Origin of the sequence: Mycobacterium sp. 20KCMC460 (assembly GCF_022179425.1) — a bacterium.
GTDB classification, from domain to species: domain Bacteria; phylum Actinomycetota; class Actinomycetes; order Mycobacteriales; family Mycobacteriaceae; genus Mycobacterium; species Mycobacterium kiyosense.
This window is the reverse complement of the sequence record NZ_AP025524.1, coordinates 810935-825345: the sequence shown is the minus strand read 5'-3', so window position 1 is coordinate 825345 and position 14411 is coordinate 810935. Positions and strand designations below refer to the sequence as shown.

The following is a 14411-nucleotide window of genomic DNA, read 5'->3' as shown; positions in this document are numbered from 1 at the left end:
GCCTCAGATCGGGATCGAGATGAGCGGCGGCGGCGACGTGGGCGCGCCGATCGCCACGGCCAATTGCTGCGGTGCGTAGTTGATCAGGAGCTGCAGCAGTCCGCTGAAGGGTGTACCGCCGGCGCCGATATCGACGGAGGTGATCGGCACGATCGGAGCCGCGAGCGTCGAAAGAGTCACCGATATGGGGTAGTAGCCGGGTTGCACGAGCAAGCCGTCGAGCGGGAGATTCGCCACCGCGGTGGCGTTGACAATCGATGGCAGGTTTATCCCAAACAAGTTCACTGCCGGAATGGCGATTTGCCCCAAGTTCAGCGAGTACGGGAAGACGGCATGTCCGTTGAGAAAGCCGTCCAAAACCGTCGCCGGGAACCCGAACGCGGCGGCGAACGCTGCCGCGCCATTGCCGGCCTGCACCGCACTGGTGAACGCGGCGCCGGCCGCCTGGGCCGCCTGGAATGCGGCGGTCGGTGGACCGATCACCGCCGCGCCCGCCACCAGCGGCAACCCGATCATGTTGTTCACCGCCAGCGGCGCGCCACCACTGGTGAGCACCTCGATGGTCGGCGTGACGGACATGTCGGTGAGCGTGTGCACCACGTTGCCGAAGTTGGTCGCGATCTTGCCGGGGATCGCCGACACCGGCGCGAAGTTTCCGGTCTGCAGCGCGGTCAGGATGGTTTGGCCGTAGCCCGCCTGGTTAGCCAGGAACTGGCGCAGGAACGGGAAGGGGTCGGCCAGCCAGTCGGCGCCGAGCGCCTGCAGGTTGGTCACCGTGTTGTAGACCAACTGGTTGTAGGGCCCGAACAAGCCGGTGAACACCGGACCGGCATTGCCGAAGTTGACGTTGACCAGGTTGGGCAGCAGCGAGTTCACCAGACCGGACAACGAATTCTCAAGGCCGGTAAGCGAAGTCGGCAGCCCGGGCAGCAGGCTGGCCAACGTCGTCTGCAGGTTGGCCCCGAGCGCACCGAGGTTGTTGACCGTGCCCAGCAGGCCGGGGACCGAATTCAGGAAACCGGTGACCGAACCGATGTTCCCGAGCGCACCCAGCGAGCCGCCCAGCGAGGCGACGACCCCGTTCAAGCCGCCACCCAGGTTGCCCAGCAGCGACCCGATGTTGCCGGTGCCGCCGGTCAGGCCGCCCAGCAGCCCACTCAAGGGGGTGGCGCCACCGAGCAGCCCACCCAAACCCGTGCTGGCCCCGGTCAATCCGCCCACGGCGCTGCTGATGGTGCTGCCCACGCTGCCGAGACCCGCGGTGAGGCCGCCCAGACCCCCGGTACTCGCGGTGACGCCGCTCAACACTCCGCCGAGGCCGGTGCCCAGGCCGGTGCTGACGCCGGTCAGACCGCCGGTGCTGCTGGTCACACCGCCGAGTAGCGAGCCCACCGTGCCGCTGCCGCTCGTCGCCCCGATGAGCCCGCCCAGCAGTCCGTTGCCGCTGGATGCCGCCGAACCCAGCGAGCCGGCGCCCGCGAGCAGTGACTGCACCGGCGCAATCACCGCGTTGGCGATAGCCTGCTCGGCATTGGCGATCTCGGCGCTGATGTAGGCGCCGGCGCCGGAGTTCAGCATCGCGACGAACTGCGCGTGGAAGCTCTGCGCCTGAGCACTCATCATCTGGAATTGCCGGCCGAAGTTGCCGAACAGCGCGGCCAGGGCGGCCGAAACCTCGTCAGCAGCAGCGGGCACGACTCCCGTAGTCGGGACTACCGCTGCGGCCGCCGCTTCGCCCAGCACGGAATGGATTCCTGCCAGATCCGATGCTGCCGCTTCCAGCAGGTCCGTTGCCGCGACAACGTAGGACATGTCCGCCTCCCTCGCTTCATTGCGAGCCACCCAGAGTCAGTGCCACTGAGCTGAGCGTAAAACGAACCTTCCGGATCCGAAGGCAGATTAGATTTATTCCTTCGTTTACCGGCCCGAAATCTGCGGCGAGGATGCAGCCGACCGCCCACCCGGCGGCGGAAGGACGGTGGCTCCCACCGTCCGGAACGGGGGCAGGTGGCGCCGGTGGCAACGGCGGGCTGCTCCTGGGCCTCCCCGGGGAAGACGGGCCTAGCGGACCCGCGCTGTAATTCTCAGTCGCTGGCCGGCAGCGGCTTGACCTCTTTGAGGGTCAGCTTGATGTCCCCGACACTCAACGAGCCCGCGCCCGGCTTGGTGACCAGCACCTCGGCACCCGACTCGTCGACGTAGCGCTTGCCCATCACGCTGCCGTCGGCGAAAGCGGGGTCCAGCTCGCCGGAACGCTCGGCGCCCATCTCCACCATCGGCGCACCGCCGCAGCGCAGGTCGTCGAGGCTGTCCGCGCTGCGGACAACGATGATCTGGGTGTCACACACCTGGCTGGCGAGACGGGTTCCGTTCTTGATCATGCGTGCAGTCCCTTCAGCCCCTCGATGATCTCCCGCCGCAGCACTTTGCCGGTCGGGGTGGTGGGCAGCTCGTCGCGAAACACTACTCGGTCGGGGGTACGCGACCCCCGCAAACTCTTGCGCACATGTTCGCGCAGTTCCTCGGGATCGGGGTCGATACCCACGGCAGGCACCACCACGGCCACGATCGCCTGGCCCCACTGCGGATCGTCGACACCGACCACCGCCACGTCGCGGACATGGGAGTGCTCGATCAGCACCTCTTCCAGCTCGGCGGGTGCGATGTTCTCCCCGCCGCGGATGATGGTGTCGTCGCTGCGTCCGCCGATGAACAGGAAGCCGTCCTCGTCCAGCATGGCGATGTCCCGGGTGGGAAACCAGCCCTGCTCGTCGAGCACCGAGCCGATCCCGGTGTAGCGACCCGACACCTGCTCGCCGCGCACGAACAGCTCACCGGTCTCCCCCGGCCCCAGCACGTTGCCGTCCTCGTCACGGACCTGCAGCTCAATGCCGGGCACCGGTTGGCCGACCGATCCCAGTCGCCGGGCGGCGGCGGCGTCGGCCGCAGTGTGTGCCGCCCGGTGGTCGTCGGGGGTCAGCACGGCGATCGTCGAACTGGTCTCGGTCAGCCCGTAGGCGTTGACGAAACCCACATGCGGCAACAACTCGAGAGCCCGGCGGACCAGCGGCAGCGGCACTTTCGAGCCGCCGTAGGCCAGGTTGCGCAGCGACGGCAGCCGATGCTCGCCCGACTCGAGCACCGTGACGATGCGGTCCAGCATGGTCGGCACCACGGTCGCCGTCGTGACGTGCTCGGCCTCGATCAACCGGACCCATTCCTGCGCATCGAAATTGGGCAGATAGACCATCTTGCGCCCGGCGTACAGGTTGGACAGTGCCGCGCCGACTCCGGCTACGTGATACGGCGGTACACAGATCAGCGCGGCGTCTTGCGGTGCGGCCGAATCGAATTCGACGGTGCCGGTGACATAACTGGTCAGATTGTTGTGCGAGAGCTCGACGGCCTTGGGCTGCGACGTGGTGCCCGAGGTGAACAGCACGACGGCCACCGCGTCCGGGTCGGGAAATTCCGCGGCCGGCTCGGCGGTGTTGGCGGCGGTCAGGAATTCGTCGGAGGTCATCAGGTGCTTGGCTGAGCCGGCGACCATGTCGCGGTAGCGGTCGTCGACGACCACCAGCGGTTCGGGCAGCCGCTCGATCAGGGCCCCGATGCCCTCGCCGGACAGCCGGTAGTTGATCGGGGTGAAGGCCAGGCCGGCGCGGGCGGTGGCGAAAATGAGCAGCGGCAACATGGTGCCGCCGGTACCGACGTACACGACGTGCCGGGCGCCCGAGGCGGCGATCACTCCGGCTCCGCCGTCGGCGAGGTCACTGAGCTGCTGGGTGGTCAGCCGCAGATCGTCGGTGACGACTGCGATGCGGTCCGGGTTGCTCGACGCAGCCATCTCGAGCAGCAACGAAATGCTCAAATCAAATCCCCTCCGGGATCCCCGACCCTTTACAAATCCTGGCCATAGTGTAACTAGCAACTTAGTCTAGATGATGCTCAGATGCTGCCTCGGGGCAGCACCCACCGATGATCGAAGGCCCCGACCAAGCCGGCGTCGTAGTGAACCACCGTTAGCCGGTGCGCGGCGGCCAGTGTGGCGGTGAGCAGATCAGGAATCCCGACGGCGCGACGACGGCCGGTGTTGTCGGATCAGGTGCCGGTCCAGCGCGCCGGGCGCTTCTCGGCGAACGCGATCGCGCCCTCCTTGGCGTCGTTGGAGGCGAACACCGGACCCAGGATCTTGATCTGCTCGGCGAACATGGTGTCGCGGCTCCAACCGCGGGACTCCACGATGATCTTCTTGCTCGCGGCCACCGCAAGCGGGCCGTTGGCGGCGATCTTCTCGGCCAGCTTCAGCGCGGCGTCCAGCACCTCGCCCGGTTCGGCGAGCACGTTCACCAGACCCAGCTCGTGGGCGCGTTCGGCGGACAGGTTGTCACCGGTCAGCGCCAGCTCCATGGCAATGGCGTACGGGATGCGCTCGGGCAGCCGTAGCAGTCCCCCGCCGCCGGCCACCAGGCCGCGCTTGACCTCCGGGATGCCGAACGCCGAATCCTTGGCTGCCACAATCAAATCCGTGGCCAGCGCCAGCTCGGTGCCACCGGCCAGCGCGTAACCCTCCACCGCGGCGATGAGTGGCTTCTCCGGCGGACGCTCGGTGAACCCCATGCCGCGGCCCTCGACGATGGGCAGCTCGCCGCGGGCGAAGGCCTTGAGGTCCATGCCCGCGCAGAACGAGCCACCGGCTCCGGTCAGGACGGCCACCGACAGGCCGGCGTCGCCGTCGAGTCGGTCCATGGCGTCGGCGAGCCCATGAGCCACCGCGGAATTGACCGCGTTCTTGGCCTTGGGACGGTTGATGGTGATGACCAGGATCCGGTCACGCTGTTCGACCAGGACCTCGGGTTCGGTAGCTTCGTCGCTCACAAGGGGAGATGTTAGCCGCCACCCCGCGTGACGAACCGGCCGGTGCGTGTAAAGCCCGCTCAGGCTTGAGCCATCGCCTCCGGGACCACCGTCAACTCCTCGGAAAGACCTGCCGCCCTGCGTATTTCGACGAAGTCGGCGATCATCGCCGCGGTCACCTCGTGCGGGTCATCGACCGTCGCGCCGTCGGTAAGCACCGAGATGTTGAGCTGGTCGACGTAACTCCACACGGTGATGTTCAAGCCGCTGCCCGCGGTCAGCGGGCCCACCGAATAGATCTCGGTGACCAGCGCGCCGCCCACCCGGCCGCGCTCGCGGGGACCCGGGACGTTGGAGATGTTCAGGTTCAGCACCTTGTTCTGCCCGTCGCGGCTGGACAGCCACCGGAACATGGCCTCGGTCGCACGCGGCGGCCAATACGCGGCCCACCGGCTGATCAGTTCCGGCCCCAGCAACTGGTGGCTCTCCTTGGCCGAGACCGCACTGTCGTGCGCGGCCTGCACCCTTTTCAGCGGGTCGTCCACGTCGGTCGGAATTGTGACCATCATCCCGCTGAAATGGTTGCCGGAGATGCGTTCCGGGGAGAAGTCGTAGGCCACCGGCACCGAGGCCAGCAGCGCCTCGGCCTTGCCGTCGTAGCGCAACAACAGGGTGCGCAGCGCACCGCTGGACATGGCCAGCACCATGTCGTTGATCGTCGCGCCGAGCTTCTTGCCGGTCTCCTTGACGTCGGCCAGCGCCAGCGTCGCGGTGGCGAACCTGCGTTCCGGGGTGAGCATGTGGTTCATGAACGACGGCGGTGGCTCGATCGGGCGGGTGAGCTCCGGTGACAGCTTGCGCGAACTGCGTCGCACCCGGCCGATGCCCTGCGCGGTGTAGGCGAGCGTTCCCGGGATCCGCTTGATGTGCCGCATGTGGTCGACGAACGCCGTGCTCATCAACTCGCGCTTGGTGGGAGCGGGATCGGGTTGGTAGGACTCGGACTGCGGCGTCGGCATCAAATCCATGCCGTGGGCCATCAGATTCGCCGATGCGACGCCGTCGGCCAGCGCGTGATGGATCTTGAGCACCACCGCGATCCGGTCGTTGGCCAGACCCTCGACGAAGTACATCTCCCACAGCGGACGGGCACGGTCCAGCGGCGTGCTGGCGATCTGCCCGACCGCCCCGTCGAGCTCGCGACGGCCGCCCGGCGCCGGCACCCGCCACGGCCGGACGTGATACTCGAAGTCGATCTCGCAGTTCTCCCGCCACATCGGGTGGTGGAACTTGTACGGCACGTCGATCAGCTGATAGCCGAGCGGGACCAGCTTGTCCATCCGGCCCTTGATGACCTCGCGGAACGCGTCGATGGTGAATCCCCGCCTGGCCGCGTCCAACTCGATGACGGCGACCTTGACGGTGTGCATGTGCACATTGGGCGTCTCGCTGTACAGCAGTACCGCGTCCCAGCCGGTGAGCCGTTTCACCGCAGTTCCCTAGCCATAGCGCGACCTTACAAGCGGCCGGTTATCAGATGACCTCTTTGGCGAACTGTGTCCGGGTGCGGTGCACCTGGTTGAGGAACAGGGCGGTGGCGTGGGCCATCGCGCCGGCCCGGGGGCCGTCGGTCATGTCGAAGCCGTGACCGGCGCCGGGCAGCTCCACATAGTTGACCAGCGACGCGGACACCGACCGCAGCCGCTCGACGAAGCTGCGCGCCTGCGCCACCGGGATCACACTGTCCCGGCTGCCGTGAATCACCAAGAACGGCGGCGCATTTCGGTGCACCCGCGCCATCGGAGAGGCGTCGCGGAACACGTCGGGGTTGCGGTCGATCGAACGCTGCACCACCACCCGCTCCAGGAACTGGACGAACCGTTCCCGCTCGGGCGTGGAGCGGTCTTCCCAGCAGTACCGGCCGTAGATGCCGACCACGGCGTCGACCGAGCTGTCGGCGCCCTCGGGCAGCCGCGCCTGATGGGCCGGGTCGTCGTCGGTGAGGCCGGCCAACGCGGCCAGGTGCCCGCCGGCCGAGCAGCCCGCGACCGCGACGAAACTGCGGTCGCCACCGAACTTGTCGACATTGGCCCGCGCCCAGGCGATGGCGGTCTTGACGTCGGTGATGTGCCGCGGCCAGCGGTTGTGCGGTGAGACCCGGTAATTGATCGCCAGGCACACCCAGCCCTGCTCGGCCAGCCGCGACATCAGCGCGGTGCCCTGCATGACGGTGCTGCCGTGTACCCAGGCCCCACCGGGCACGAACACCAACACCGGAGCGGGTTCGGCGGGCAGGTCCTTACGCCGCCACACATCCAGCGTCTGCGCGGGGTGGTCGCCGTAGTGCACGCCGCGGCGGTGCAGATACTTGCTGCGGCGCAGCGCTTCCCAGAACGGTGGCCGGCGGTCGGCCGCCGGCCACTCCAGGTCCAGCTCCTCCGGAGAGACGGTTCCGCGCAGCGCCGCGATCGAGACGTCGTTGGTGCTGTCCCGCTCGCGCCGGCGCACCTCGCCGCTGCCCGGGGCGAACCGCCCCTTGGCGGTGGCGGTCACCAGTTCGGGAGCGAAGCGCATCCCCCACACGCTCATCGCGGTGACGGTGCCCAGCGGTTCCAGGTGCTTGCCGATGACCGGCAGCGCTGCCCCCGCGCGACTCAGTGCCAGCAGGTAGTCCGCGGGACCAGCCCGCAACATCCACTTGACGCAGGATTTGGACTGTCCAGTCGACGTCATGCAGGGGAGCGTACCCCTACTGACGGGTAATAACCCAGCAATATCTCGCGGTTGCGTGCCCCCAGTCCGAAAACTCGTTGTACTGGGCTTGCCGGGGGGTTGACCGATGCATGCTCAGGGATCATTTCGGTGTTTGCTACTGGGGTGATCCCGGGTGGGGATCCGTCCAGGTCTGAAGCCGCTCCGGCTCGGCGCAGGCGGGCCGGACCCCGAAACTTCCGGTGATTTCATCTAAACCTGTTGCAGCCCAGCAGTTTTGAGCTTCCATGGCGGGCTTCACCCATCTTACACATCGAAATACGTTGATTTAGAACAATATTCGGACTTAGGTACGGCGGCCGACCACCCCTTGAGAAGCCGCCGGCGGGCAACTTGGATACTGGTCCGATGGCAGCCAACGCCGACGTCCACCCCGATCTGCGCCGCATCGCCCGGTTTGCCCCGAAGCGGCTGGCCAGCCCCCGCACGTTGCCGCTGATACGTGCCGTGATGGGACTGCAAACCCGGCTGGGCCGGACCCCGAAAGACGTCGAGGTCCTCACCCTGCCGTCCGGCGCCGGCGCGCGGCTGTACCGGCCCACCGAGGCGCTCGAGCCGGGCCCGGCGATGCTATGGATCCACGGCGGCGGCTACGTGCTGGGTTCGGCGCAACAGGACGACCAGCTGTGCCTGCGTTTTAGCAGCAGACTGGGGATCACCGTGGCGTCAGTGGAATATCGGCTGGCCCCCGAGCACCCCTACCCCGCTCCCCTCGAGGACTGCTACGCGGTGCTCGAGTGGCTGGCCGCGTTGCCCGCAGTGGACCGCGACCGGGTCGCCATCGGGGGAGCCAGCGCGGGCGGCGGCCTGGCGGCGGCGCTGGCGCTGCTGGCCCGCGACCGCGGCGAACTCACGCCCGCCTTTCAGCTGCTGGTCTACCCGATGCTCGACGACCGCAGCTCCGCGGCGCCGGCCGACCCGAACTTCCGGCTGTGGGACCCGGCGGCCAACCGGTTCGGCTGGACCTCCTATCTGGGCAACGCCGACCCCACTCGCGCAGTCCCGGCGCGCCGCACCGATCTGAGCGGGCTGCCGCCGGCGTGGATCGGCGTCGGCACCCACGACCTGTTTCACGACGAAGACGTCGAATACGCGCGCCGGCTCACCGAAGCCGGAGTGCCCTGCCAACTCGAGACGATCCCGGGCGCGTTTCACGGCTTCGACCTGGTGGCCTCCAAAGCCGGTGTCTCGCAACAGTTTTTCGGGATGCAGTGCGACGCGCTGCGACCGGCCCTGTTCGGTCACATGGCGAAGTAGACGAGTTCGCCCCTGATCACGGTGGCCGCCACCAGTCCGGCATCCAGTTCTGCCAGCACCACCGCGGGCGGTTCGGAAAGCACACACAAATCGCCCGGCTCCCCGATCTCCACCGTGCGCGGCCGGTCCGGGCGATCCGGCCAGCCCAGAAACATCGTCAAAGCCGTTCGCCCCGAGACACATTCGCTCGCATTCAACACGGCGCCACTGCGCGTGGTGCGAGAAACCGCGGCCCGCATCGCCGCCCACGGGTCGCCGTGTCCGAACGGCATGTCCGTCGACAACGCGACCGGGATCTGAGCATCCAGCAACGACGCGACCCGCCACAGCTGGTCGTGTTCGTGGGCCGGCACGTCGGTCAGGTACTGGTCCCCCCGCTCGGCGACGAAGTTGGGCTGGGTCACCACGGTGACACCCAGCTCGGCCAAGTCGGCAACATTGTCGTCGGCGACGACGGCGGCGTGCTCGATCCGATCGAACGGATGGCTGCCGGCCACGCGCAACGCCGCGATCGTCACCACCAGCTGGGCGGCTGTCACGCAGTGCACGGCGACCGGCTGCCCCAGCGCGTGCCGTTGCGCGATCCACTCAGCCAGCGCATCCAGATCCAGGCCGTCGTCGTGCAGAATCCTCTTGCCCGGCGACAACAACCGGATGCCGGGCCGGAATTCGCCGCTGCGGTGCGCCATCATCAGCGAGATCAGTTCTGCCGCATCGATATCCGGGGTGGCGTCGGTGACTCCGGTGACACCGGTCGCGGTGATGCGCCGACTTAGTTCGGCGAGATCGGTTTCGCGCCGCTGCAGCGCCTCCGACCACGGGTCCGCGCTGCGCAGCCGCCCGTCAGGATGCGCGGCCAGACCCACCCGCCCCAGCGCAGCGGAGTTGAGCATCCACAGCGCGCCGCTGCGGTGCTGAATGCGCACCGGAACGTTGGCCAGTACCGCATCCAAGGTGGCCCGGTTCAGCTCCCCGGCCACCGACTCGTGATAGCCGACAGCGCGAATCCAACCGTCCGGCCCGGGCACCGCAGACGAAAGTGCTTGTCGGAGTTGCTCTTCGGTGAACACGGCAGGCGGACCAACCGACAGCGAATCCAGCGCGGAGGCCGCCGAACGCAGGTGCACGTGGTGGTCGTGCAATCCGGGCAGCACCGTGCCGCCGCCGGCGTCCAGCACGCCCTCCCCGCGTCGCGGCGCCAAGCGCTGGCCCACCTCCTCGATCCGCGCGCCGACCCGGATATCGACGCCGCACCCGTCCAGCAGCGTGGCCCGCTGAATCAACATGGGCAGCGTCGGTTCGCGACCAAGCGGCGCACCGCCTCGTTGTCGGCGCCCAAGGCGGCGGCCTTCCCGGCGACCAGCGGTGGAGACGGCGCGGGCGCCTCGACCGGCGCGACCGCCGGGCCGGCGGGCAGCGCGGCGTACGTCGCGGCGACGGCGGCCATGCACACCTCGATCAGCTCACCACCGCCGCGCTCCAACGATTCGCACACCACGCCGAATGCTTCCAGCCCGGCCAGCGGGTCGGCGATCGCATCGCCGCAGAACACCGGACCGCGGCCGACCAAACCGCCGGCCACGGCGGCGTCGTCGCCGAACGCCGGCCGCCGTGAAACGTGACCGCGGATCCGCAGCCAGACCCGACCGGGCCGCGGCTCGAGATCCTCGGGGCCGAGCCGGCGGCGCGCCAGCCCGTCCGGGCGGGACGCTTCGATCACCACGTCGGCGGCCGTCAGCAGCGCGCGCAGTTCGTCGGCGTGCCCGTCGAAATCCAGGCAGCAGGACAGCTTGCCCGCGTTGATCCAGTCGAAGAAGGCGCTGTCGCCGGCGCGGGTGCCGTCGGGCCGGACAGGGCTTTCCACCTTCACGACGGTGGCGCCCGCCCGGGCCAGCAGGTACCCGCACAGCGGACCGGCCCACATCGAGGACAGATCGGCCACCAGCAAACCGGCCGTGCTGCGCACCGGACCCCGCGGGGCCATCCGGCGAATCCGCGGCGGTGCCGCGGCGGCCTCCCCGAGGGCGGCGGCGGGGATGTCGAGCAGTTCGGCCCGATCGAGTATCTCGGTCGACGCCCGCGTCGCCACCCAGCGCTGCAGCACCGGCCAGGGGTCGTCGGGCACCTCGTCTTCGCACAACAGCGCGGGCAGCACAGCGACATCGTCGGCGCGGGACAACGTGATGGCACACCAGCCGTCACGGGCCTGCAGTAGCCGGGAGGCGCCGCCGGCCGACACGCGACCACCGCGGGTCAGACCCAGCAACCCGGCCCGGCCGGCGAGCAGGACAGCCGCGTCGGGGACAATCCGGGCGGCGCGCTCGAGTACACCGGCGCGGCAGAAGTCGGGGGCGCCGTCGGGCCGACCCGTCAGGTAGGCCAGCCCACTACTGCCCCAGGCGGCCTGCTGCGAACTCACTCCTCCATGGTTGCGCGCATGATCGGCCACGACTCAGGCGGGTGGGCCGCCGTCAGGGTGCTCACCTGGCGCTTGTCGTGACCGGGAGGCCGATCGCCGTCACTCGGTTCGGGGAGAACCGAAACCGATGCCATGCCGCAGAAGATGCCCGCGCTAGGCCTAATCAGGTGCAGGGTTGAGCTGCCGCAAGAGACCGTTTGGATGATTTCATCACTATTTGAGTGAAAGTTAGTCTGTTTTGGGCCGAGTCGAGTTATCGTCAGTATCGGCTTGTGCCAATCAGCATGACCGGGGGACATGTCAAGACCTCTGAGGTCGTGACCTAGTTAGTGGACGGTTCCCGATGTCGTACTTAATTGCAGCGCCCGACGTGCTGACCGCCGCGGCGTCAAACCTCGCCGTTATCGGCACGTCGCTGGAAACAGCGAACGCGGCCGCGGCCGCGTCGACCACCGGCCTGCTGGCCGCGGCCCAGGACGAGGTGTCGACCGCCATTGCGGCGCTGTTCGGCAGCCACGGGCAGGCTTACCAGGCCATCAGCGGTCAGGCCGCGGCGTTCCACACGCAGTTCACCCAGGCGATGGCGGCGGGCGCGCAGTCCTACGCGGCCGCAGAAGCCGCGGCCGCAACCCCCCTGCAGCCGCTGCTCGACCTGATCAACGCCCCCACCAACTTCCTGTTCGGTCGCCCCCTGATCGGTGACGGCGCCAACGGGGTCGACGGAACGGGCGGTGCCGGACAACCCGGCGGCTACATCTACGGCAACGGCGGCAGCGGCGGCTCGGGCGGGACCGGGCAGAACGGTGGCGCCGGCGGATCGGCCGGGCTGATCGGACACGGCGGTGCCGGCGGCGCCGGCGGCAACTCGGCGAACGGGGCAGCAGGGTCCGGTGGCGCCGGTGGCAACGGCGGCTGGCTGTGGGGTAACGGCGGCGCCGGCGGCTTGGGCGGCTCGAGCACCGGCGGTGTGGGCGCAGGCGGACACGGCGGCGCCGGTGGCGCCGCCCGACTGCTCGGCTACGGCGGAACCGGCGGAGCCGGTGGATCCAGCGTGGGCGCGGATGGCGGCGCCGGTGGCAACGGCGGGGCCGGCGGGCTGCTCTATGGCGGCGGCGGGACCGGCGGCAGCGGCGGCAACGCCGGCCTCACCGGAACCGGCGGCATCGGCGGGGCCGGCGCCCACGCCGGCTTGCTCGGCTGTGCTGGATACGGCGGCAACGGTGGCGACGCCGCAGGTCTCGGAGCTGCCGGCGCCGGCGGTGACGGTGGTAACGCGCTGCTGGGCTGGGGCGGCGGAGGTGGCGCGGGCGGAAACGCCAGCGGAACCGGAGCCGGTGGCGCGGGCGGCATCGGCGGCAATTCGTTTGTGGTCGGCGTCGGCGGCTGGGGCGGAGCCGGCGGATCCAGCGTCGGCGCCGATGCCGGTGCCGGTGGCGCCGGCGGGGCCGCCTGGCTGCTCGGCTTCGGCGGCTGGGGCGGAGCCGGCGGCAACAGCATGGCCGGCTTCGGCGGGGCCGGCGGGGCAGGAGCCGGCGGCGGTCTACTGCTCGGCGGCGGCGGGCACGGCGGTAACGGCGGCGCCAACCTCGGCGGCAGCGGCTCGGGCGGCGCGGGCGGAGCCGGCGGCAACGCCTGGCTGCTCGGCAGCGGCGGCCACGGCGGCAGCGGCGGCAACAGCGTGTCCGGCGACGGCGGCGGCGGTGGCGCCGGAGCAAACGCCGGGATCCTGCTCGGCTCCGGCGGCTCCGGCGGCCACGGCGGCTCGACCACCTTCCTCAACGGGATCGCGGGCAACGGTGGAACTGCCGGCAACGCCTGGCTGATCGGCAACGGCGGCCACGGCGGCAGCGGCGGCAACAGCACCGGCGGCTTCGGCGGCAACGGCGCCAACGGCGGCAACTCCGGATTCCTGCTCGGGTGCGGCGGCGACGGGGGTAACGCCGGTTCCAGCGGACTGGGCAACGGAATCGGCAACGGAATCGGCGGCGGTGGCGGTAACTCCTACCTGCTCGGCAGCGGCGGTGATGGTGGCAACGGCGTCATCGGCGGCACCGCCGGCCGGGCCGGACTGCTGATCGGCAACGGCGGCGACGGAGGCACCGGCCGAGCCGGCGCCAACGGCGGCCTGCTGTTCGGCAACGGCGGACACGGCGGCAACGGCGGCGTCGAAGTCCCCGGCAACGGGGGTAACGGCGGCCGAGCGTGGCTGCTGGGCAGCGGCGGCCACGGCGGCACCGGTAGCAACGGGGTGGCCACGGTGGCCGACGGAAACGGCTGGAGCGGCGGTAACGGCGGAACCGCCGGCATTCTGTTCGGCTTCGGCGGTGCCGGTGGCACCGGTGGCAACGGCCTGGTCACCATCGCCGGTTCCGGTACCGGCGGCGCTGGCGGTGCCGGCGGTGACGCCGGGTGGATCTGGGGCGTCGGCGGTCACGGCGGCGGCGGCGGAACCGGTGGAACCGGCAACGCGCTGGGCACCGGAGCCCTCGGCGGTGCCGGCGGCAACGGCGGCCGGGCGTGGCTGTTCGGCAGCGGCGGCGCAGGCGGCAGCGGCGGCAATGGCGGCCTCGCCGGCACCGGCTCGGCGGCCGGCAGTGGTGGCCAGGGCGGCGGCGCCGGCGCCACCGGCTTCATCTGGGGCAACGGTGCGCTCGGCGGACACGGCGGCGCCGGTGGGATCGGATCGGCCACGGCGGTTGGCGGTGCCGGCGGTGCCGGCGGCAACGGCGCCGGCAACTTCATCCTCTTCGGTGACGGCGGGTCGGGCGGCGGCGGCGGAGCGGGCGGCTCCGGCAGTGGCGTCAACGGCGTCGGCGCGGCCGGCGGCCACGGCGGTGCGGCCGGCAACAGCGGATTCATCTTCGGCAGCGGCGGCAGCGGCGGCGCCGGCGGCGCCGGCGGCGACAACGTGAACAACCTGAGCGGTGGACCCGGCGGCGGCGGAGGTAACGGCGGCAGCGCCACCATCATCGGCAACGGTGGTAACGGTGGCGCCGGTGGCGCCGGTGGCAAGGGGACGCCCACCGGAACCGGCGGAACCGGTGGCGGCGCCGGCCACGGCGGGTTCTTCGGCCAGGACGGGTCAACCGGTCCGGCGGGTTGACAC

General features: G+C 70.0%; 10 protein-coding genes. 2 read left to right on the top strand and 8 right to left on the bottom strand.

The window, feature by feature from the left end; all coding sequences use genetic code 11:
- Window positions 1-3: 3 nt before the first annotated feature.
- From MKCMC460_RS03790 to MKCMC460_RS03765, 6 genes are all read right to left on the bottom strand, one after another.
- Window positions 4-1812 carry a PE family protein gene (locus MKCMC460_RS03790; RefSeq protein WP_236980170.1) on the bottom strand — a complete coding sequence of 603 codons (1809 nt, stop codon included), beginning with the start codon at window positions 1810-1812 and terminating at the stop codon, window positions 4-6.
- 272 nt (window positions 1813-2084) lie between these two features.
- On the bottom strand, window positions 2085-2381 hold the full coding sequence (locus MKCMC460_RS03785; RefSeq protein WP_236980169.1) for a hypothetical protein: 297 nt from the start codon (window positions 2379-2381) through the stop codon (window positions 2085-2087).
- The gene (locus MKCMC460_RS03780) at window positions 2378-3871 is read right to left on the bottom strand and encodes a class I adenylate-forming enzyme family protein (RefSeq protein ID WP_236980167.1); all 1494 of its coding nucleotides are present in this window, start codon (window positions 3869-3871) and stop codon (window positions 2378-2380) included. Before MKCMC460_RS03780 ends, MKCMC460_RS03785 begins: the two co-directional genes overlap by 4 nt.
- A gap of 230 nt (window positions 3872-4101) precedes the next feature.
- Window positions 4102-4878: a crotonase/enoyl-CoA hydratase family protein gene (locus MKCMC460_RS03775; protein WP_236980165.1), complete on the bottom strand. Its 777-nt coding sequence runs from the start codon at window positions 4876-4878 to the stop codon at window positions 4102-4104.
- Window positions 4879-4937: 59 nt separating this feature from the next.
- Window positions 4938-6347, bottom strand: coding sequence for a wax ester/triacylglycerol synthase family O-acyltransferase (locus tag MKCMC460_RS03770; RefSeq protein ID WP_236980163.1), 1410 nt, complete (start codon window positions 6345-6347; stop codon window positions 4938-4940).
- A 43-nt stretch (window positions 6348-6390) separates the two neighbouring features.
- Window positions 6391-7590 carry an alpha/beta hydrolase gene (locus MKCMC460_RS03765; RefSeq protein ID WP_236980161.1) on the bottom strand — a complete coding sequence of 400 codons (1200 nt, stop codon included), beginning with the start codon at window positions 7588-7590 and terminating at the stop codon, window positions 6391-6393.
- Window positions 7591-7977: 387 nt separating this feature from the next.
- On the opposite strand from MKCMC460_RS03765, the gene MKCMC460_RS03760 reads away from it, so the two are divergent.
- Entirely contained in the window at window positions 7978-8886 is a 909-nt protein-coding gene (locus tag MKCMC460_RS03760; RefSeq protein ID WP_238305317.1) for an alpha/beta hydrolase, read from the top strand.
- Here the strand turns inward: MKCMC460_RS03760 and MKCMC460_RS03755 are convergent.
- Window positions 8871-10172, bottom strand: coding sequence for an amidohydrolase family protein (locus tag MKCMC460_RS03755; RefSeq protein WP_238305316.1), 1302 nt, complete (start codon window positions 10170-10172; stop codon window positions 8871-8873). The two genes, MKCMC460_RS03760 and MKCMC460_RS03755, sit on opposite strands and share 16 nt — an antisense overlap.
- Entirely contained in the window at window positions 10166-11305 is a 1140-nt protein-coding gene (locus MKCMC460_RS03750) for a CoA transferase (RefSeq protein WP_236980157.1), read from the bottom strand. The genes MKCMC460_RS03755 and MKCMC460_RS03750 overlap by 7 nt, the downstream gene beginning before the upstream one ends.
- A gap of 343 nt (window positions 11306-11648) precedes the next feature.
- Here MKCMC460_RS03750 and MKCMC460_RS31515 point away from each other — a divergent pair, with 343 nt between their 5' ends.
- A complete protein-coding gene (locus MKCMC460_RS31515) occupies window positions 11649-14408 on the top strand; it encodes a PE family protein (RefSeq protein ID WP_289624954.1) in 2760 nt (919 codons plus the stop codon).
- Window positions 14409-14411: the final 3 nt, after the last annotated feature.